This is a genomic window from Tianxiuia mixotrophica (assembly GCF_050596425.1).
Classification (GTDB): domain Bacteria; phylum Bacillota; class Clostridia; order Peptostreptococcales; family Acidaminobacteraceae.
Genome location: NZ_CP192292.1, coordinates 3,170,558 through 3,191,765, shown reverse-complemented (window position 1 = coordinate 3,191,765; position 21,208 = coordinate 3,170,558). Strand labels below are relative to the sequence as shown.

The following is a 21,208-nucleotide window of genomic DNA, read 5'->3' as shown; positions in this document are numbered from 1 at the left end:
GGTGAATTTATGAAAGAAAAACAGGCTCTACTTGTGAAGGATATGCCGGACGCTGAAAAACCTAGGGAACGACTCCTGGGACAAGGCGCCCAAGTCCTTTCGAATACGGAACTATTGGCAATTCTCATACAAACTGGTGCAGGGAGACTTTCATCCCTTGATCTAGCGGCGCAAGTTCTCGCCGTTGACAGGGCGCAAGGTGTTAAGCACCTGGCATCATGTAGCCAAGAACAACTTATGGCCATACACGGCATTGGCCCTTCAAAGGCCTGTCAAATACTTGCAGCCATAGAACTTGGAAAGAGAGTTTACTCTGGTGACTTCTCAAAAAAACCACGAATAAAATCTCCCGATGACATTGTAGATGTGTTTATGCCTCTAATGCGTCATTTGAAAAAAGAAGAGTTTAGAGTTTGTTATTTGAATACAAAGAACGAAGTGACTGGACAAGACATTATATCTGTTGGCAGTTTAAACGCTAGCATAGTCCACCCGCGAGAAGTTTTTTCGCAAGCAGTAAAGAGAAGTGCTGCCGCAATTATTTTGGTACATAATCATCCTTCTGGAAATCCAGAACCTTCAAGGGAGGATATTGATATTACAAAGAGGTTGTCTGAGAGCGGTTTGCTTCTGGGCATAAAAGTTTTAGATCATGTGATCATTGGTGGCGGGAAATGGTATAGTCTTAAAGCCCATGGTGACATGTGACTTGAAAGGGGAACTTAGTGAGTTTTATGAAATGGTTTACAAAAGATATGGGTATCGATCTGGGCACAGCCAATACCCTGGTTAATATAAAATCTAAAGGCATTGTTGTTAGGGAACCATCTGTAGTAGCACTTCAAATGGATACAGGAGAAGTTCTTGCTGTTGGGCTTGAGGCTAAAAGCATGATCGGTCGTACGCCGGGGAATGTTGTTGCAATTCGTCCTCTAAGAGATGGCGTTATCGCAGATTTTGAAATCACTCAAAAAATGATGAAGCATTTTTTCCAACAAGCTTATCCAAAGCGGTCTATTTTCTTTGCACCTCGAGTTGTTGTTGGTGTTCCTTCTGGTGTTACAGAAGTTGAAAAACGCGCTGTAATAGAAGCGGCCCTATCCGCTGGAGCGAAAGATGCTCTGCTTATTGAAGAACCGATGGCTGCTGCAATTGGTGCAGGCCTTCCTGTTGCTGAAGCGACTGGTAGCATGGTTGTAGATGTTGGCGGCGGAACAACTGAGATTGCAGTCATCTCACTTGGTGGCATCGTTGTAGCAAGATCAATTCGTGTCGGTGGAGACGAAATGGATGAAGCCATTATCCACCATATCCGAAAAGAGTACAGTCTTACTATTGGGGAAAGAACTGCGGAAGAGATTAAAATACATATCGGTTCTGCATGGCCAAGAAAAGACGAGAAGTCTCTTCAAATTACAGGACGTAACCTGCTAACAGGTCTGCCTAAAACACAGGCTGTTCGCTCAGGAGAAATTCTAAGTGCTCTGGCGGAACCTATCAATTCTATCATTGAAGGCATCAAGATCACCCTAGAGAAAACACCACCTGAACTGGCATCGGATATTATGATGCAAGGTATTGTATTAACTGGTGGTGGAGCCCTTCTTGACGGACTTGATATTCTCATTAATAAAGAAACCGGTATGCCAGTCAAAGTCGCAGAAGAACCACTTGATTGTGTGGCGCACGGAACAGGTATTGCCCTTGAAAATTATGACTTACTGAAGAGTGTGTTTATATCCCCTAAAAGAATTGGATAAGAAGCGGAGGCATCCATGAATTACGACAGCAGATGGAAAAAATGGCTTATCGTTGTTCTTGGCGTTTTGCTTCTGGTCATCATGGGAATAACGATGGGTGGACGCTCAAATATCACTTATGTTGAAAAGCTGACTGGCGATTTGCTAACGCCTGTCAATAAGCTCTTTTCTTCCACTGGGAATTTTGTGTCTGATCGTGTTATGCCCATACTTGAGGTTTGGAACATAAAAGAGGAAAATGAAGCTTTAAGGGCTGAAAATGAGACACTTAAAACGGAACTCATGGAGTATACCCTAGACAGCAAAGAACTTGCAGAGCTTCGAGAATTGAAAAACTCTTTAAATTATGTCGATAAAATGCGCATCAATAATTATGTTTCCAGCAGTGTCATAGCCAAAGACACTGGTAATTGGTATAACATGTTTCTTATTGACGTGGGCTTGTCGGATGGTGTGACCAAAAACTCAACAGTGATGAATGGAGATGGCCTCGTCGGCCTTGTGTATGAGGCTGGCGACAACTGGGCTAAGGTTATATCAATTATTGATAATAACAGTTCAATTGGATTTGAAATGCGCCGTGTGAATCAGGACTTTGATGGTCTGATCACAGGCAGTGTGGATTCTGTCATTAAAGGTAAATTGTTTGATCCCCAGGCACAGGTGGTTGTTGGGGACAAGGTCATGACTTCTGGAGTTGGTCTATATCCCAAAGGGATTATGATTGGCGAAGTGAAAGAAGTGATCATAGATGAGAACGATCTCTTAAAACAAGTGGTGGTTGAACCCTCTGTGAATTTTAAAAGACTTAACAAGGTCCTCGTCATACCAGCTAAAGAGGCACCGGATGTTAAATAAACTGCTGAAAAAGGTGACTATATGAAAACGCGTTATATTTTTTTAATCGCGCTGTTAAACTTCATATTTCAGTCGACATGGCTTCAATTTTTTAGAATAAATGGGGTGTTACCAAACACCTCTTTAATTCTAGTTGTTGTATTTGGCGCACTTTTTGGTAAGCGGGAAGGGTTCTATATGGCTCTTTTCGCAGGTGCCTTTCAGGATGTGTTTCTCAGTAAAATACTCTGTATAAACTTACTGATATATACGGTGGTGGCATGGATAATCGGTTCTTTTGAGGAGTCCCTCTTCAAGGATAACTTTCTGACACCCCTTGTTATCACAGGTGTGTCCACACTTTCCTATCATATGATCTGGATGGGGATTATGTATATATTCAGCTCAAACATCAATGGCAACTTGATCGTTAAGGTGCTTATTTTAGAAACGGTGCTTAATGGAATCATTAGTGTATTCATTTATGGCAATGTCTTAAAAAGATTGTATGGTTATGGTCTGAGATAGTGAAAGGGCAATCATGGAAATACTGAAAAAGCTTAAAGACAGAAGGATACAGATAATCATAATATTTTCCATGATATTCATCATAATGGTTGTACGCCTAGCTGTATTAACCATTACAAATGGTGAATATTACCGTGAAATGTCTGTAAACAAAAGACTAAAGCAAATACCAGTCGTTGCGAAACGAGGGGAAATCCTTGATCGAAACGGCGTTTTACTGGCTGGAAATCTTCCAAGTTTTACTGTCAATGTTAGTGGTAGCACTCTAACTTCCAAGGAAATGAACAAAGTGGCTGTCAGACTTATTGATATATTAAACGAGTACGACCAAAGTCATATAGAGTTTCCAATTCGCATTGACAATGGGACTTTTTATTTTTCCTATGACAAGAACATAGATGACTGGCTGTCTTCCAATGGCTATGAAGGCTATAGAGACGCTGAAGACCTCTTTGATGAGATAAGAAGACGGGAACAGGTGTCTGTGGTCCTTACAGATACAGAAGCCCAGAAAATTCTAAAGCTGAAGGGTGTTTACCTTCCGTTCTCTCAATCAAAGATGAAGTTTTACTCTGAAATCGACAAGGAAAGATTCTTAGACACCTATGGGCTTGACTATGATATATCAGCAGAAGAAGCCTTTCGTATCATTCGAGATAGACGAGAGTTTGGCATAGACGAAGACGTATCTGATGAAGATGCCTATAAGATTCTGGCCCTCAAGCACGACTTTAAGGTTCTTGGATATAGAAAGTATGTCCCTATAACGATTGCCAAAGATATTGATGAGTCTGTGGCTGTCCTTATTAGTGAAATGTCTATGGACTTACCAGGTGTAACCGTTGAAATTGATCCCAAAAGGTTTTATCCATACAAGGACACGGCTTCACATGTTTTAGGCTATATGGGGAAAATTGCCCAGCAAGACGAAATTGATAAATACGTCAAAAAATATAAATATGACAGAAATCAACTCATCGGTAAAGTCGGTATTGAAGGAAGTTACGAACTGGACTTGACGGGCCAAGATGGATGGAAGTACATAGAAGTTGACGCCCTTGGTAAGCTGGTTCGAGAAGTGCCAGAAAATGAATTGACATGGCTTGAAAAAGACAAGCAACCCAAGAAGACGATTTCTGGGGAAGATATTCAGTTGACCATCGACATAGAACTCCAAAAGAAAGTGGAAGAATATTTGGAGTATGGTCTCAAAACCATCCAAGAGGGTGGTGTATATGAGAGCAAGTGGGGCAATTACAACTATAGGGAGTCCTTTCCCAATGCACAAACAGGGTCGGTTGTTGTCGTAGATGTGAAAACCGGCGAAGTCCTAGCCATGGCCAGTTACCCGGACTATGATGTAAACCTTTTTGCAACAGGTATCAGTGCCAAGGACTGGGCGGCTCTTCAGCCAGACAATCCAAGAAACCCACTGGCACCTAGACCCCTCTATAATTTGACTGCACTCACTGCTGTACAGCCGGGGTCGGCCTACAAAATGGTGACGGGCTTTGCAGCCATGTTAGAAGGGCTTGATCCGACGAAAAAGCTCTATGCAGATGGTTTCATTGAAATTGGCGGGCACTCATTCGGTTGCTGGTACTGGAACTCCTACCGTGGGCGACATGGGCTCATAGACCTCTATAAAGCCATAGAAGTGTCCTGTAACTACTACTTCTTCGATATTGCAACAGGCTATGACTGGAGCAAGGACAAGCCTCTTGATTTCAAGATGAACACAGACCTGCTTCTAGAACACTCTAAGAAGCTGGGGCTTGACGAACCAAGTGGTGTGGAAATCTATGAGAACAACCCTGGGATTCCAGATCCTGATAAAAAGAAAAGACAACTTGAAAATGCCTTAAGACGAAAATTAAACAAGGTCTTGGCTGACTACTTCCCTGTGGAATATATAGACACAGATGAAGAAACAGAAGACCTTATAGAGGAAATTGTCTCATGGTCAGATGAGAACCCATCAAGGGGGGCTGTCATTAACAAGTTAAGAGAGCTTGGTATAGACACCTATGAAATTGCAGAAGGTCTTGCAGACATTATTAAGTATGATTATTTTAATCAAATGGAGTGGTTTGAAGGCGATACCCTGAATTTGTCCATAGGACAAGGGGCCCATCAATATACACCTCTTCAAATTGCTAGATTTATTGCAACCATAGCCAATGATGGGTATTTGAATGAATTGACCCTTATTCGAAAAGTGGGCGATGAAGTCAATGATAAAAATGCCGGTGTGACAAATGAAGGCGTGAATGAGGGCAAGGTGGTTAATGACGTTTTGAATCACCTGCGTATTGGTATGTTAAACGCCACTCAAGAAGATGCTGGTACGGCAAGAATTTTCAAAAACTTCCCGATCACAGTGGCTGCAAAAACAGGAACAGCAGAAAAAGAAGGTTTAATCCCACCGCTTGACGAAGTAGCTTACTTGAAGGAAAATATGGCTCGCTTTGATCCGTCCTTAAAAGTTGAAGACGTAGAAAAAATGGCCGAAGAAATTCTCATTATGCGCAATGATGAAATTGCTGATCTTGAAAAGCGAAAGAGAATGATTCAAGATGAAAGTGAAATTGAGCGTGTTGAAACGAAAATAAACAAACTGATTCGTCAGGGCTATTTAGATTACTCAAGTGCCTTGAGGCAAGCCATTAAAGATATGAGTCACAGAGGGCTTGATGATGAAATCATCAACAGCTTCAGAGACACATATGACAACTACGCCTGGTTTGTTTCTTTTGGACCGTATGAAGACCCTGAAATTGCAGTTGTCTCCATGTTGCCACAAGGGGGGCATGGTGGGTACGCATCCCCAATTGTAAGGGATGTTTACGCTGAGTATTTTGGCATAGAACCTGAGTCAGAAGAAACGGAAGAACCATAAAATGTCGATGAGTAAATTATTTTACCTTTTGCAAATACCGTTTTCAATATATAATGTAAGAAGGGATATTTTCGGGGACACGAAAATAGCATCAAGTCAAAACTTGGGGGTTATAGCGTGGGGCTGAATAACTTGATAGAATTTAAGGGAACAAAGAAAGGCATTATCATTCAAATGGATGAGTCTGTGGCTTTTGCTCAAATCATCGATGCGCTCAACTTAAAACTGGAAACATCGAAGAACTTTTTTAAAGGGGCAAAGGTTATTGGCACAGAGGGACGACCGCTTCATACAAAAGAAGAGTCTATGCTGGCTGAAATATTCAGCAAGGAATTTGGCATGCTGGTCACTTCCATGAAGCCATATGTACCTGTAAAAAGAGAAGAACCAAAAGCAAAGCCTGTTATTGCCAAGGCATTTGATGGCCTTGAAGAAGGCATGACAAAGTTCGTTAGGGGCACACTGCGTTCAGGCAGGAGTGTGGAGTTCGAAGGAAATGTTGTTATTCTGGGAGACATCAACCCTGGAGCTGAAGTCATTGCATACGGCAATATAGCAGTCTTTGGAAGCCTTCGAGGCGTTGCACACGCGGGGGCAGATGGAAATGAAAGTGCATGGGTCGTAGCACAAAGACTTCAGCCGACTCAGCTTCGCATAGGATCATTGATAACGAGGTCACCAGACGACGGTGATGGACCTACAAGTCCTGAAATCGCTTATGTCAAGGATAAAAACATCATGATCGAACCATACCTTTAGAAAGTGAATAGGAGGCTATAAAATATGGGTGAAGTCATTGTAATCACGTCTGGTAAGGGCGGTGTTGGCAAAACAACTACGACAGCAAATATTGGCGCTGGTCTTACGAAAATGGGCAAAAAAGTAGTCGTTATAGATGCAGATATCGGTCTGAGAAACCTAGATGTTGTGCTTGGACTGGAAAACAGAATTGTTTATGATATTGTTGATGTTGTTAACGAAAACTGCCGTTTGAAGCAAGCGCTTATAAAAGATAAGCGTTTTGAAGGCTTATATCTTCTACCAGCGGCACAAACAAAAGATAAAGATGCAGTTTCTCCAGAACAAATGAAGGAACTAACAAGCAAGTTAAGTGAAACACATGATTATGTTATTGTTGACTGTCCAGCAGGCATTGAAAGAGGTTTCAAAAATGCCATAGCAGGTGCAAACAGAGCACTGGTTGTTACAACGCCTGAAATTTCAGCCGTTCGTGATGCTGATAGAATTATCGGCCTACTTGAGGCGGCGGAAGTGAATGATCCACTTCTTATCGTCAACAGAATTCGTCTTGATATGGTAAAACGTGGCGATATGATGAATATTGAGGATATGACAGATATTCTTGCTATTGATCTTATTGGTGTTGTGCCAGATGACGAACAGGTTGTTGTCAGCACTAACCGTGGTGAACCAGCTGTAAACAATGAAGCATCTATGTCAGGACAGGCATTTATGAATATTTCAAGAAGAATTACTGGCGAAGAGGTTGAGTTCCTTGACCTTGAGTTACAAGATGGATTCTTCGACAAGATTAAAAAGTTATTTTCATTCAGCAAATAGGAGGGGACTAGATGTTTGATCTACTGAAGTTCTTAAGTAAGGAAGACTCGAGCAAGAACGTCGCCAAGGAGAGGCTGAAACTGGTACTAGTACATGATCGTGCAAACTGTTCACCAGATTTTCTTGATCATGTAAAAGGCGATCTTCTTGCAGCTTTGAAAGAGCATATTGATATCGACGAAAACGGTCTTGATATTAGAATCACTGAAGCCGAAGAAAATGGTCGTCCAGCGCTTATTGCAAGTATTCCAATCAAACACATGAAGCGATAGGTAGAGCCGGATGCGATAATCTATCCGAGTGTAAGCCTCCGGACTGCGACAGCGATTCGGGGGCTTTATTATGTGAAATTTACTGAAGACCGTAAGACATCAGAGGTGATGTGTTGATTAATAAAAACTACTTAAAAACAATAGATTTCAATTTAATCGCCATCGTACTGATTTTGTTCACCATGGGAATGATCATGATTACCAGTGCGACGGATGCTCATATAGTAGGCATGACAAGAGAAGTGCGTAATCAGGCACTTGGGTTTGTTATTGGCATTATTGCCATGCTCCTTGCAATGAGTTTTGACTATAAGACTTTCAAGGACTTTCACAGGCTTGTCTATGTTGTGTCTATACTGATTATGTTGACAGTCTATATACCAGGTCTGGGTGTCCAGCAGTTTGGTGCAAGAAGCTGGATAGATTTAAAGGTCTTATATTTTCAACCAGCTGAAATTGCAAAATTGGGATTTATCCTGACCTATGCCCATATGCTTGAGGAGAGAAAAGATCAGTTCAATTCCATTAGGAGTTTGATATTCCCGGCCCTTCATTTGGCGCCATTTGTACTCTTGCTTCTTCTTCAACCGGATATGGGGACGGCCCTTGTCTTTATTTTTATAGCCATGGGCATGCTTTTTTGTGCGGGCTTAAACTACAAGCTTATCATTGGCGGAATCATCACAGCGGCTATAAGTCTTCCAGTGGTATATATGAATATGTTGCCCCACCAACGGCTTCGTATTGATGCGTTTTTAAATCCCAACGACCCGACCCTTCAGGGCAATTACCAGGTTATGCAGTCAAAAATAACCATTGGGTCTGGTATGTTTTTAGGTCGTGGGCTCTTTAAGGGCGTCTACCACCGATATGACTACCTACCAGTTCAAGAGACAGACTTCATTTTTGCGGTTTTAGGTGAGGAACTTGGGTTTGTCGGTGGCGCAACCATCATATTTTTATATTTTCTACTTATGATGCGTATGTTGACCATCTCCATCAAGTCAAAGGATGACTATGGTTCACTGGTGGTTATAGGTGTTGTCTTTATGTTTGCATTCCAAATATTTGAGAATATAGGCATGACGATGGGAATAATGCCTGTTACAGGTGTTACCCTACCTTTTTTAAGTTACGGTGGGAGTTCCCTTATAACAAGTCTGCTGGCCATAGGCCTTGTACTGAATGTCTACATGAGACGTATGCGTGGGTCATTCCTATATATGGATTAGGCATGGCAACCAACTGAGCCGAAGCGGTTTGCTTCGGCTTTCCTGCTGTCAGAGAAAAACATTGTCTTGGAGCCTTGCGGTTGAATTTTGATGAAAATCTGATAGAATGGATAAGTTAATGTGAGAAAACAACATCGAAATGGTGTTCTATAGGTCGAAGATTTAAAACTAAAATGGTTTGCGAGAGCGTGAACCGGGTGAGAAACAAGAGAGGCGATTGATTTGATGAATAAACTAGATGATATCCTATATCGCGTGGAAAAGCCATCAAGATACATCGGTGGAGAGATCAACAGTGCCATGAAAGAGATTAAAGATGACATGGTCCGTTTTGGTTTTGCTTTTCCTGATGTGTATGAAGTGGGCATGTCCCATTTAGGCATGCATATTTTATATGGGTTATTAAACTCAAAAGAAGATATTTACTGTGAGCGTGTTTTTGCGCCATGGACAGACCTTGAAGCTGAAATGCGCAGGGAAGGCATGGAACTTTTTACGGTTGAGACAAAATCCCCAGTGAAGGATCTTGATATATTAGGGTTTACCCTCCAGTATGAGCTGTCTTATACAAACATAATTAATATGATTGACCTAGGTGGCATTTCTGTCAGATCTAAGGACAGACAAGAATCTGATCCGATTATTATAGCGGGCGGTCCATGTGCATACAATCCAGAACCGATTGCAGATATTATTGACGCTTTTGTCCTCGGTGAAGGAGAAGAGGTCACACTGGAAGTTGTTGAAACAGTCAAGAGCCTTAAAAAGGTTGGAAAATCAAGAAAAGAAATCCTTAGAGCACTCGTTGATATACAAGGTGTCTATGTGCCTTGTTTCTATGAAGTGGCCTATAATGAAGACGGAACCATAAAGAGCTTTGAGCCGACAGAAGCGGGTGTTCCTGCAAAAATTCAAAAAAGAATCATCAAGGACTTGAATACGGTTTATTATCCAGAAAGTTTTATTGTCCCATATATGGATACAGTTCATGACCGCGCAATGGTAGAAATTTTTAGAGGTTGTACGGCAGGGTGTCGATTCTGCCAAGCTGGTATGATTTACCGTCCTGTACGCGAAAAAAGTGTGGATGTTATCCAGGAAGCGGCAATGACTCTCATTCGAACGACGGGGTTCGAAGAGTTATCCCTTGCGTCTTTAAGCACTATGGATTACTCGGAAATCAATAAGCTTATCAAGGGGCTTATTAAGGATCACGAAGAAAACAAGGTTGGCGTTTCCCTGCCATCCCTAAGACTAAACTCATTCTCGGTGTCTGTTATTGAGCAGATTCAAAAGATTCGAAAAACAGGTTTAACCTTTGCACCTGAAGCAGGTACGCAGAGAATGCGTGATGTGATCAATAAGGGTGTCACAGAGGATGATCTGATGGGCACTATGGATAGAATTTTTAATCTTGGATGGAATAAAGTGAAGCTATACTTCATGATTGGCCTGCCAACTGAAGGTGAAGAAGATCTTCAGGGCATTGGTGATCTCGGAGACAGAGTGGCTAAAATTTACTACGATATGCCAAAGGAAAACCGTTCAGGACGATTGACAGTCACCTTAAGTGCATCTTGCTTTGTGCCTAAACCATTTACGCCTTTCCAGTGGATGGCTCAAGACACACTTGAAACATTTGAACAAAAACAGAAAGTGGTAAAAGCGTCTATCAAAGATAGAGCCGTTAAATTTAACTACCATGATGCTCACACAAGTTTCTTAGAAGGGGTTGTGGCACGTGGTGACAGAAGACTGGGTGAAGCCCTTATACGAACTTGGGAAAAAGGGTCTAAGTTTGATGGTTGGCAAGAGTATTTCGTTTATGAAAACTGGATGAGCGCCTTTGAAGAAACAGGTGTAGATCCTTACTTCTTTGCTTCTCGTGAAAGAGATTATGAGGAGATTCTACCATGGGACTTCATTGATATTGGTGTAACCAAGCCCTTCCTGATTCGTGAAAACGAAAAAGCGACGAAAGCTGAGGTAACACAAGACTGTAGACAGGGCTGTACTGGTTGCGGCATCAATGTTGGATTATTTCAGGGAGGGTGCTAATGTCAACTTTAAGAATTCAATATGTAAAAAAAGATAATATGAAGTTCCTTTCCCATCTTGAAATGGTACGATTTATGGAAAGAGCCTTTCGACGCATGGAACTGCCACTAAAATTTTCTCAGGGATTTAATCCACATCCGAAAATTTCATTTGCAGCGCCTCTAGCCGTTGGTGTTTCCAGTGAAGCTGAAATCGTTGAAGTGGAACTGACCCAGGCTATTGATCCAAATGCACTTATTAGCAATCAAGGTGACAATGTGCCAGATGGTTTAAGCTTTGTACGTGCAAAAGAAGTGTCTGGAAGCGGAAAGCTTATGGCTCTTGTTTCTGCATCGGAATACTTGGTTGAAGTGCGCTATAGTGACGCTGTGAAAGACACAGACGGCAGAAAAGAAAATGAAGCATTGGATCATTTGCTTGACAAAGATGAGATCATGATTCAGAAAAAAACTAAAAAAGGCAAGATTAAAGATGTCAATATACGTCCATTTGTTATGGATGCTAAAACTGTTCTTTCTGAAGAGGCGCGGTCTATATTTAGACTAACGGTCGCAACGGGTTCCAATGGTAATTTGAAGCCAGAAGTTTTTATAGATTGCCTGATCAAAGAAATGGATTTAATTGATTCGGTAGAAGCTGTTCGTGTCCACAGACTCCAGCTGTTCACCCAAAAAGAAGGCCAACTAGTGCCTCTATACGACTTATAAGGTGGTTCTATGCGTCAAATCATAATCGACAAAGGGATATTCGAAACACGTCTAGCTGTTATGGCAGATGGACAACTTGAAGATTTTCGAGTGGACAAAATTCACTCAGAATCTAATGTGGGGAAGATCTACAAAGGTCGAGTGGTTGATGTGATTCAGGGCATGGACGCTGCTTTTGTAGATATAGGGCTTGATAAAAATGCCTACCTAAGTAAAATGGATATGGTTCGTGATGGTCGGCGGGGGAGAAAGCAAGACCCTCTCAATCAAATGATCAAGGCTGGAGAAGAAATATTCGTTGAGGTTGTCAAAGACGCCTCGGGGTCAAAAGGGGCCAAGGTCACCATGCGACTGAGCCTCACTGGAGACTCAATGGTTCTTCTTCCAGAAGAAGTCCATGTGGGCATCAGTAAGAAAATATCTGATGCTGGACATAAAGAAAGAATAGAGTCCTGGATAAAGGCTTCTCCACTGACGGGATACGGTTTAATTGTGCGAACATCTGCAGTGAAAAAAACAGATGAGGCCCTAGATGAAGAGCTGGACCAATTGCTCAAGCGCTGGGATCATATAAAGTCCTACAAGGTGCTTGGTAAGGCACCGATGTGTCTATACTCAGGCAAGAGTTTTTCCGTACAGGCCCTTCGGTCAGAACTGAAAAATAAAGTGGATTTAATCATCAGCAATGATCAAAGTATTCTTGAGGACTTAAAGACTTACTTGAAGACAAGTTGTCCAGAGTGGTTGGATAAAGTCAAACTTTACAGGGAGTCCTTTCCCATATTCGAAAGCTATAAGGTCAATGAGGCGCTCAAAAAACTCAGTGGTCGTGTGGTGGAAATCGCTGGTGGGGCCTCGCTTGTCATAGAAGAGACAGAAGCCTTAACGGTGATTGATGTCAATTCAGGTCAAAATATTGGTAAGCAAAACATTGAAAAAACCGCCTTTGCTGTGAACTCAAGTGCTGCAAAAGCAGTTGCTAAACTCATGAAGGTGCGAGAACTTAGTGGAATAATACTTGTTGATTTCATTGACATGACTGAAAAAGACATGGAATATAAATTGATACGGTCCATGGAAAAGGCCGTCTTAGCTGATAGAAACCGTGTGACCATACATGGCATAACAACCCTAGGTATTATGGAGATCACGAGAAAGAAATCCGTAGACAGCATTTACGGGAAGCTAAAGGACCCTTGCCCAATTTGTCGAGGACAGGGTTTTGTGCCTGCGGCAGATACAATGACGGATGACTTGATAAAGGACATGGTGCACCACAGAAACCACACCGATGCGGATTGTATTCTTTACGAAGTGCCTGAGCATCTTGAAGCGTTTATGCATCAACACAGGGATATGATACATGATGCCTGTGCTAAAATAGGCTTCAAACTCTTTATTGCAAGGGGGAATACTTCAAGCTTTAAGAGGTTAAGAGCGGATTCAGAAGAAAAGTTGAAAGTTTTTGCAAAAAAGACTGGAAATTTCGAACTGAATCATATATAATTCATATGTTCGCATGTTTACATGAAAACATGTGTGTACCTCTTGATACATAAGTGTCATGGGTAAATGGGTATCCGCACAGGATGGGTTCTAAACACAGAAAAGTATTTTGTGTACCTGATTTTGGCGAGTCTTGAAAGAGGAGGTGCGAGTATGTACGCAATCATTAAAACTGGCGGTAAGCAATACAGAGTTCAAGAAGGCGACACGCTATTCATTGAAAAGCTAAATGTTGAAGCTGGCGAGTCTGTTGAATTCGATCAAGTTCTAGCAGTATCTGGTGACAACGGTCTATCTGTTGGTGCTCCTGTAGTTGAAGGCGCTAAAGTTTCTGCTAAAGTTCTTGCTAACGGTAAAGCTAAAAAAGTTATCGTTTACAAGTACAAGTCTAAGAAAGACTACAGAAACAAGAACGGTCATCGTCAACCATTCACTAAAGTACAAATCGAAAAAATTACTCTGTAATTATAATGATCACAATTCGTTTTAGAAAGAAAAGCGATGAGTACCTCTCATTCGAAGTTGATGGCCATGCTGAATATGCTGATCCAGGTGAAGACATTGTCTGTGCTGGTGTTTCGGCTATAGCATTTATGGGTATCAACGCATTGTTAGAAGTGGCAAAAATTCCTGAACCAATTTATGAAATTGGTGATGACGGATATGCTTACTGTGAACTTCCAGCTGACCTGACCCGGGACCAATGGGAGAAAAGTCGAACAATATTCGAAACGGTATTTGTTGGATTTCAAGGAATTGAATTGACGTATAGTGAATATATAAAAATTCTAATTGAGGAGGTGCATCCGGATGCTAAGAGTTAATCTACAGCTATTCGCGAGTAAAAAAGGTGTTGGTTCCTCCAAGAACGGTCGTGACTCTGAGTCTAAAAGACTTGGCGTTAAGCGAGGTGACGGTCAGAAGGTAACTGCTGGCAGCATTCTTGTTAGACAAAGAGGAACTAAAATCCACCCTGGCAACAACGTTGGCAGAGGCGGCGACGATACTCTATTCGCTAAAGTGGACGGCGTTGTTCGTTTCGAGCGTAAGGGTAGCGACAAGAAGCAAGTAAGCGTATATGAAGCGTAGTTAATACCCAAAATGTCCATCGTTCACGATGGACATTTTGTTTTGCAGGGAGAATTTCGTCCTGCTCATCGTTGCAACAATTACTCACCCCATAATCACGTACTCAGGTACGCTCATATGCGGTGAAAATTGAGCGCCTTGATCAGAACGAAATTCTCTCCTGCAAAAAGGCTTAACGAGAAATAGTATTTGTTAATCGTAGTAGCAGTTATTCAGTACATGATCACGTACTCGTGTACGCTCACATGTACTGAAAACTGCACGCCTCGATTAGCCACAATTTCTCACCTGCAAAACCACTATAACCTGTTTAAAAGTTTTCAACTTTCGTTATAATAGAACTAACTGGTTGCAGTGAAAGCGCTTATTTAAGAACGGTATACACATTGATTGAATGTGTTCATTATAATAGCAGAGATGTCCTCTGCAGGGATTTATAGTGTGTTATGTGCTGATTCACTTGAGATGGTCCTGAAAATGATTCAGACCTGTCTCAAGTGAATCAGAGATTGAAAAAGAGGTGAATCGATGTTTGTCGATAAGGCTGAAATATTTCTGAGATCCGGTAAAGGCGGAGATGGAGCGGTAAGTTTTAGAAAAGAAAAATACGTTCCTGACGGCGGTCCAGATGGCGGTGATGGTGGCAAAGGTGGAAGCATTATTGCCATTGTGGATGAAGGTCTGCGTACCCTGATGGATTTCAGATATAAAACGAAGTACACGGCTGATGATGGAGAACGTGGCGGCAAGAAAAGATGCTCAGGTAAGGATGCACAAGACCTGTTTATCAAGGTGCCACCTGGGACAATCATTCGAGATAAGGAAACAAACGGCATTATTGCTGACCTGACAGAAAAAGGCGAGCAATTTGTCATAGCAAGAGGCGGTAAGGGTGGTCGAGGCAACTGGCATTTTAGAACATCTGTACGCCAGGCTCCAAGTTTCTCGGAGCAGGGTAAAAAAGGATCAGAAAGAACGGTTATCCTTGAACTGAAAATGCTGGCTGATGTTGGTCTTGTAGGTTACCCTAATGTGGGTAAATCAACAATTCTATCCACAATCACAAAGGCAAAGCCTAAAATAGCAAATTACCACTTTACAACCCTTCAACCGAATCTAGGTGTTGTCGAAGTTGTTAAGGGCAAATCATTTGTCCTAGCAGACATTCCAGGTCTTATTGAAGGTGCTCATGAAGGCATTGGTCTTGGTCATGAGTTCCTGCGTCACGTTGAAAGAACAAAGGTTATTGTACATGTTGTTGATGTATCAGGCCTTGAAGGTAGAGATCCGATTCAGGATTTCGATCAAATCAACGATGAACTTAGACTGTATAATGAAAAGCTGGCAGATAGATTCCAAATTATAGCAGCAAACAAGATGGACCTGCTATTTGATGACGAACAATACGAGACATTTAGAAATGAAATGGAAACACGTGGTTTTAAAGTGTTCCCAATTTCTGCCGCAACAGGCAAGGGTGTCAATGAACTCATGCAGTATGTGACAGAAATGCTAGATGAAGTTGAAATGGAGCCACTTTACACAGAAGATGACTTCTTTGTCGAAGTGGAAAAGGGTCCAGCTCAAATTGAGTACAATATGGATGGCGAGGTTTATGTGGTTACAGGGGAACCTGTGGAACGCCTTGTGTACTCTACAAACTTTGATGATGATGAGTCACTAAGACACTTCCAATCTGTTCTAATGCAAAAGGGCGTATTTGAAAAGCTTAAGGAAATGGGCATAGAAGACGGTGACACAGTGCGTGTAGAAGATATTGAATTCGAGTTCTACGACTAATATGGACCTTCTTAAAGCAAATATTGAATAAACTCAGAGAGACGATTATTAAATCAGATTAGGATATAGGTGAATTTATGATTACAGCAAAACAAAGAAGTTATTTAAAAGGCATTGCCAATAAGAAAAAGCCTCTGGCTCAACTGGGTAAAGACGGCATTTCTGAGGCTTTTTTAACTCAAATGGACGCGCTTTTAGAATCTCATGAACTTGTAAAGGTCAATGTGCTTGATGCAAGCCTGATGGGTTCAAAAGAAGCCGGGAACAAGGTTGCTAAGAGAACAAAGGCAGAATTTGTACAGGCGATTGGCAATAAGTTTGTCATTTACCGCCGTGCAACGGAAGATCCAAAGATAGAACTCCCTAAAAAATAATCAGGAGGCGGATGTCTTGATTAAATGTGAAGGCGGGTGTCGTTTTGGAATAATGGGTGGTTCATTTGATCCAATTCATTACGGACATCTTATGCTTGCAGAACAAATCAGAACACAGTTTCATTTAGATAAGGTGTATTTTATTCCCGTAGGAAGTGCACCCCATAAAGCGGCAGGATACATGACCGATAAAATGGACCGTTATGAAATGACGGTTCTAGCAACAATGAACAACCCAGGATTTTCTGTTTCAAGAATTGAAATTGATTCAGAGACAGTTTCATATACAATCAATACGGTCAAAAAGCTCAAGGAAAAGTTGGATAAGGATGACACCCTATACTTCATCACTGGGGCGGACGCCATCATTGAGTTGGAAACATGGAAAAATTTCAAGGAGCTTCTGGGGATATGCAAATTCATTGGTGCCACACGACCAGGAATAGACACATCAAAAATGATTGAGAAAATTGATGAGTTAAAAGTGAATTACGGTGCAGACATTAGCATCACAACGGTGCCAGCTCTTGCAATATCATCAACGGATATACGGCAAAGGATTCGGGAGAATCAGAGTATTAAGTACCTCTTGCCTGAACCAGTCGAACAGTACATCTATGAAAAAAACTTATATAAGAATGGATGATTGTATGTCTCAATATGACAAGCTTGAGAAAATCATGGAAAAAAGACTGAAAAAATCACGATTTTTGCACACAAAGGGCGTCGTCAACACAGCGGTTAAGCTGGCGAAAATTCATGGAGTGGATGAAAAGTCTGCAGCTCTCGCGGCTCTTCTCCACGACTATGGCAAACACTTGAGACGGGATGAACTTCTTGAGTATGCAAAAGAATTTGGTATTGGTCTTGATGAAGTGACAAAAAACTCTGTGTCTCTCTTGCATGGAGAGGTTGGTGCAGAGCTTGTTTGCAAGGATCTTGATATATGTGACGAAGATATTTTGAATGCCATTCGTTATCATACTTACGGTCGTCTTGGTATGAGCCAGCTTGAAAAAATAATATACATTGCTGATGCCATAGAGCCAGGTCGTGATTATCCAGGTGTTGAGAGACTTAGAAAACTGGCAGAAAAAGATCTTGATGGGGCACTGAAAAAATCTATTTCAGATGCCATTCAGTTTGTGGTGAAAAAAGGTCATGCGCTTCACTATAATACAATTGAACTTTGGAATGAACTCATAACAAAAGAATAAAGATGAGGTGATCTTTTGAACGTAAAAGAAATAGCACTGGAGATAGCAGGTCTGATCGATGATAAAAAAGGTCACGACATTCAAATTTTAGATGTAAGACATCTAAGCAGCATTGCAGATTATTTTGTAATTGCAACGGGCACATCCAATACTCATGTCAATGCCATTGCTGATGGCGTTGTAGAAGAACTTCGTGAGCGTGGTTTGGAAATGAGCCACAAGGAAGGCAAGCGTGGAGGCAACTGGATTCTAATAGACTGTCTGGATATTATTGTTCACGTCTTTACGAAAGCTGAGCGCGAATTCTATGACATCGAGAGAATTTGGAGCGATGCAGAAAAATTGGAATTGAATATTGACACATTTTAATTTTCCAATTACAATGATTTAAACAAATTGTTTTGAAGCGGTCTTCTGACCGCTTCAAAATATATGTATATTCACAAGCAAAGAAGTAGTAAAGTGAACCGAACAAACTTTCAGTTTTTCTTATTTAAATTCCTAGAGTTTTAAGTTAGAACAACTGGAAAAAGAGAGCCGGTGGGTGGTGAAAACCGGATGTCACGACACTTGAACTTGTCTTATAGCATAAAAGGCAGATGGCATTCTGCGCTTAAATGTATATGCTTGTCGGTTGGCAACCGTTAAAGCGCTCATAGAGAGGATCATGATTTTCATGATCAAGTAGGGTGGTACCGCGATTTATTCGTCCCTATGGACGGATACCGCGAGGACGACTCTTTTTTGTTTTTTGAAAAATACGGTTACTGACAGGTAAAAGAGGTAAAAACAAACCTAGGACAGGAACTGTATAGGGATTGTACACGTGGTACAAATAGAGCGATTCGCATATTTTTACTTATCAAAGGAGAGACTAAACATGCAATATGATTTTTCAGCTATTGAAGCAAAATGGCAGAAAATGTGGGACGATACAAAAGAGTTCCATGTTGATGTAGATGAATCAAAACCTAAATATTATTGTCTGGAAATGTTCCCATATCCATCAGGCAAGCTTCACATGGGTCATGTTAGAAATTACTCAATTGGTGATGTTATAGCTAGATTTAAAAAAATGGATGGTTACAATGTACTTCATCCAATCGGTTGGGATGCTTTCGGTCTTCCAGCAGAGAACGCTGCCATTGCCCACCAAATTCACCCGGATCCTTGGACGACAGACAACATCGCTGAAATGAAGCGTCAACTTAAGCGTCTTGGACTAAGCTATGACTGGGATAGAGAAGTGGCAACATGTAAGGAAGATTACTACAAGTGGACTCAGTGGCTCTTTATCCAGTTCTTTAATGCTGGCTTAGCATATAAAAAGAACTCACCTGTAAACTGGTGCCCAAGCTGTGAAACAGTTCTTGCCAACGAGCAGGTTGTAAGCGGAGCATGTGAACGTTGTGATTCAACAGTTGTTAAAAAGAAACTAAGCCAGTGGTATCTAAAAATCACTGATTATGCTGACCGTCTGCTTCAGGACATTGATACTCTTGATGGATGGCCTGACAAGGTTAAAACAATGCAGGCAAACTGGATTGGTAAAAGTGTCGGTGCTGAAGTTGTCTTTGAAATTGAGGGAACAGACCAAGGTCTAGATATATTTACAACGCGTCCAGACACTCTGTTTGGTGCAACTTTTATGGTTATGGCACCTGAACATCCTATGGTTGAAGAGCTTGTAAAAGGCACAGAGTACGAAGCGGATGTTAAGGCATTCCAAATGAAGCTTCAGCATATGTCTGAAGTGGAGAGAACAGCGACAGACGTTGAAAAGGAAGGTCTCTTCACCGGACGTTACGCAGTGAATCCACTGAATGGTCGCAAGACTCCAATTTATGTGGCCAACTATGTCATGATGGATTATGGCACAGGGGCTATCATGGCGGTTCCAGCTCACGATGAGCGAGATTTTGAGTTCGCTACAAAATACGGCATCGACATCATCCCTGTTATCAAGCCGGAAGACGATAGCATTGACGTTGAAAACCTTAAAGAAGCATACACAGGTCCTGGTGTCATGATCAACTCTGGTGACTTTGATGGCATGGAATACCAGGCAGGTCAAGCTAAAATTATTGAGTGGATGGATGAAAAAGGTCTTGGAAAGAAAACAGTCAACTTCCGTCTAAGAGACTGGTTGATTTCTCGCCAGAGATATTGGGGCACACCAATTCCAATCATTGAGTGTCCTGACTGCGGATATGTTCCAGTGCCAGATTCAGAGCTTCCAGTAGTTCTTCCTACGGACGTTGAGTTTAAGGGTGAAGGTGAGTCTCCACTTACGACAAGTGAATCTTTTAAACACGCTAAGTGTCCTAAGTGTGGCAAAGAAGGCAAGCGCGAAGTGGATACAATGGATACCTTTGTTGACTCTTCATGGTACTTCCTACGCTATACAGATGCAAACAACTCAGAAAAAATATTCGACAAAGACAAAGCGGCATACTGGATGGGTGTTGACCAGTACATCGGTGGCGTAGAACACGCGATTCTACACCTTCTATACGCTCGTTTCTATACAAAAGTTATGTACGATCAAGGCATTTCTCCAGTAAACGAACCATTTAACAACCTATTGACACAGGGGATGGTTCTTAAAGACGGAGCAAAAATGTCCAAGTCCAAGGGCAACGTTGTAAGCCCTGATGTGATCATTAAGAAATACGGTGCTGATACAGCCCGCCTGTTTATCCTATTTGCTGCACCACCTGAAAAAGACCTAGAATGGTCAGATGATGGTGTGGAAGGTGCGTTTAGATTCATCAACCGTGTATGGAGACTGGTGAACGAACTGAAAGATCATATGGGTGAAGGGGACATTGTTATTGAGTCAAAAGAAGACAAGCACCTGAACTTCATGATTAATAAGACGGCTAAGAAGGTCCATGAGGACATTACAGGTCGCTTTAATTTCAACACGGCAATCTCAGCTGTTATGGAGCTTGTAAACGATGCCTACCGTTACAAAGACAAGGTAGACACATATAACAAGCCACTGGTTAAAAAGCTGGTAGAAGACCTTCTGGTGATCCTTGCGCCATTTGGCCCACACTTCACTGAAGAACTTTGGACAGCTATTGGTAAAGAGGACTCCGTTCATATTCAGCGTTATCCTAAGTGGGATGAAAAAGCGCTTGTACTGGACGAGATAGAAATAGTTCTACAGATTAATGGTAAGGTTAGAGACAAAGTTGTTGTAAGCAAAGATGCTACAAGAGATGAACTTGAGAAGCTGGCTCTTGAAAGTGAAAAGATAAAGAGCATGACTGAAGGTAAGAAAATTATCAAGGTTATCACAGTACCGGGCAAGCTGATCAATGTGGTAGCGAAATAGGAGAA

At 41.6% G+C, this 21,208-nt stretch carries 21 protein-coding genes; all 21 read left to right on the top strand.

Annotated features, from left to right (window positions below; genetic code table 11):
* Nucleotides 1-9 precede the first annotated feature (9 nt).
* The 21 genes from radC to leuS all read left to right on the top strand — a co-directional run bounded on the left by radC (nt 10) and on the right by leuS (nt 21,203).
* Nucleotides 10-708 (top strand): RadC family protein, encoded by a 699-nt coding sequence (gene radC, locus ACQ4KW_RS13945; RefSeq protein WP_430883092.1) that lies wholly within the window; start codon nt 10-12, stop codon nt 706-708.
* A gap of 26 nt (nt 709-734) precedes the next feature.
* Nucleotides 735-1,760 carry a rod shape-determining protein gene (locus tag ACQ4KW_RS13940; protein WP_430886581.1) on the top strand — a complete coding sequence of 342 codons (1,026 nt, stop codon included), beginning with the start codon at nt 735-737 and terminating at the stop codon, nt 1,758-1,760.
* Between the two features lie 15 nt (nt 1,761-1,775).
* On the top strand, nt 1,776-2,618 hold the full coding sequence (mreC, locus tag ACQ4KW_RS13935) for a rod shape-determining protein MreC (RefSeq protein WP_430883091.1): 843 nt from the start codon (nt 1,776-1,778) through the stop codon (nt 2,616-2,618).
* Nucleotides 2,619-2,639: 21 nt separating this feature from the next.
* The gene (gene mreD / locus ACQ4KW_RS13930) at nt 2,640-3,125 is read left to right on the top strand and encodes a rod shape-determining protein MreD (RefSeq protein ID WP_430883090.1); all 486 of its coding nucleotides are present in this window, start codon (nt 2,640-2,642) and stop codon (nt 3,123-3,125) included.
* Between the two features lie 13 nt (nt 3,126-3,138).
* Entirely contained in the window at nt 3,139-6,024 is a 2,886-nt protein-coding gene (locus ACQ4KW_RS13925) for a penicillin-binding transpeptidase domain-containing protein (RefSeq protein WP_430883089.1), read from the top strand.
* 117 nt (nt 6,025-6,141) lie between these two features.
* Nucleotides 6,142-6,783 carry a septum site-determining protein MinC gene (gene minC, locus ACQ4KW_RS13920; RefSeq protein ID WP_430883088.1) on the top strand — a complete coding sequence of 214 codons (642 nt, stop codon included), beginning with the start codon at nt 6,142-6,144 and terminating at the stop codon, nt 6,781-6,783.
* A gap of 24 nt (nt 6,784-6,807) precedes the next feature.
* The gene (gene minD / locus ACQ4KW_RS13915; RefSeq protein WP_430883087.1) at nt 6,808-7,605 is read left to right on the top strand and encodes a septum site-determining protein MinD; all 798 of its coding nucleotides are present in this window, start codon (nt 6,808-6,810) and stop codon (nt 7,603-7,605) included.
* Between the two features lie 11 nt (nt 7,606-7,616).
* Nucleotides 7,617-7,877, top strand: a complete 261-nt coding sequence (gene minE, locus ACQ4KW_RS13910; protein WP_430883086.1) for a cell division topological specificity factor MinE — start codon at nt 7,617-7,619, stop codon at nt 7,875-7,877.
* A gap of 110 nt (nt 7,878-7,987) precedes the next feature.
* The gene (rodA, locus tag ACQ4KW_RS13905; RefSeq protein WP_430883085.1) at nt 7,988-9,109 is read left to right on the top strand and encodes a rod shape-determining protein RodA; all 1,122 of its coding nucleotides are present in this window, start codon (nt 7,988-7,990) and stop codon (nt 9,107-9,109) included.
* A gap of 225 nt (nt 9,110-9,334) precedes the next feature.
* Nucleotides 9,335-11,167: a TIGR03960 family B12-binding radical SAM protein gene (locus tag ACQ4KW_RS13900; protein ID WP_430883084.1), complete on the top strand. Its 1,833-nt coding sequence runs from the start codon at nt 9,335-9,337 to the stop codon at nt 11,165-11,167.
* Nucleotides 11,167-11,874: a TIGR03936 family radical SAM-associated protein gene (locus ACQ4KW_RS13895; protein ID WP_430883083.1), complete on the top strand. Its 708-nt coding sequence runs from the start codon at nt 11,167-11,169 to the stop codon at nt 11,872-11,874. The genes ACQ4KW_RS13900 and ACQ4KW_RS13895 overlap by 1 nt, the downstream gene beginning before the upstream one ends.
* A gap of 9 nt (nt 11,875-11,883) precedes the next feature.
* Complete coding sequence (locus ACQ4KW_RS13890; protein ID WP_430883082.1) at nt 11,884-13,380, top strand: Rne/Rng family ribonuclease; 1,497 nt, start codon at nt 11,884-11,886, stop codon at nt 13,378-13,380.
* A 153-nt stretch (nt 13,381-13,533) separates the two neighbouring features.
* Nucleotides 13,534-13,845: a 50S ribosomal protein L21 gene (gene rplU, locus ACQ4KW_RS13885; protein WP_430886580.1), complete on the top strand. Its 312-nt coding sequence runs from the start codon at nt 13,534-13,536 to the stop codon at nt 13,843-13,845.
* Nucleotides 13,846-13,850: 5 nt separating this feature from the next.
* Complete coding sequence (locus ACQ4KW_RS13880; protein WP_430883081.1) at nt 13,851-14,204, top strand: ribosomal-processing cysteine protease Prp; 354 nt, start codon at nt 13,851-13,853, stop codon at nt 14,202-14,204.
* On the top strand, nt 14,191-14,469 hold the full coding sequence (rpmA, locus tag ACQ4KW_RS13875; protein ID WP_430883080.1) for a 50S ribosomal protein L27: 279 nt from the start codon (nt 14,191-14,193) through the stop codon (nt 14,467-14,469). The genes ACQ4KW_RS13880 and rpmA overlap by 14 nt, the downstream gene beginning before the upstream one ends.
* A 528-nt stretch (nt 14,470-14,997) precedes the next feature.
* Nucleotides 14,998-16,269, top strand: coding sequence for a GTPase ObgE (gene obgE / locus ACQ4KW_RS13870; RefSeq protein ID WP_430883079.1), 1,272 nt, complete (start codon nt 14,998-15,000; stop codon nt 16,267-16,269).
* Between the two features lie 77 nt (nt 16,270-16,346).
* The gene (locus tag ACQ4KW_RS13865; RefSeq protein ID WP_430883078.1) at nt 16,347-16,643 is read left to right on the top strand and encodes a YhbY family RNA-binding protein; all 297 of its coding nucleotides are present in this window, start codon (nt 16,347-16,349) and stop codon (nt 16,641-16,643) included.
* 16 nt (nt 16,644-16,659) lie between these two features.
* The gene (nadD, locus tag ACQ4KW_RS13860) at nt 16,660-17,289 is read left to right on the top strand and encodes a nicotinate-nucleotide adenylyltransferase (RefSeq protein ID WP_430883077.1); all 630 of its coding nucleotides are present in this window, start codon (nt 16,660-16,662) and stop codon (nt 17,287-17,289) included.
* A gap of 4 nt (nt 17,290-17,293) precedes the next feature.
* Nucleotides 17,294-17,860: a bis(5'-nucleosyl)-tetraphosphatase (symmetrical) YqeK gene (gene yqeK, locus ACQ4KW_RS13855; RefSeq protein WP_430883076.1), complete on the top strand. Its 567-nt coding sequence runs from the start codon at nt 17,294-17,296 to the stop codon at nt 17,858-17,860.
* A 15-nt stretch (nt 17,861-17,875) separates the two neighbouring features.
* A complete protein-coding gene (gene rsfS, locus ACQ4KW_RS13850; protein ID WP_430883075.1) occupies nt 17,876-18,229 on the top strand; it encodes a ribosome silencing factor in 354 nt (117 codons plus the stop codon).
* A gap of 511 nt (nt 18,230-18,740) precedes the next feature.
* The gene (gene leuS / locus ACQ4KW_RS13845; protein WP_430883074.1) at nt 18,741-21,203 is read left to right on the top strand and encodes a leucine--tRNA ligase; all 2,463 of its coding nucleotides are present in this window, start codon (nt 18,741-18,743) and stop codon (nt 21,201-21,203) included.
* Nucleotides 21,204-21,208 lie beyond the last annotated feature (5 nt).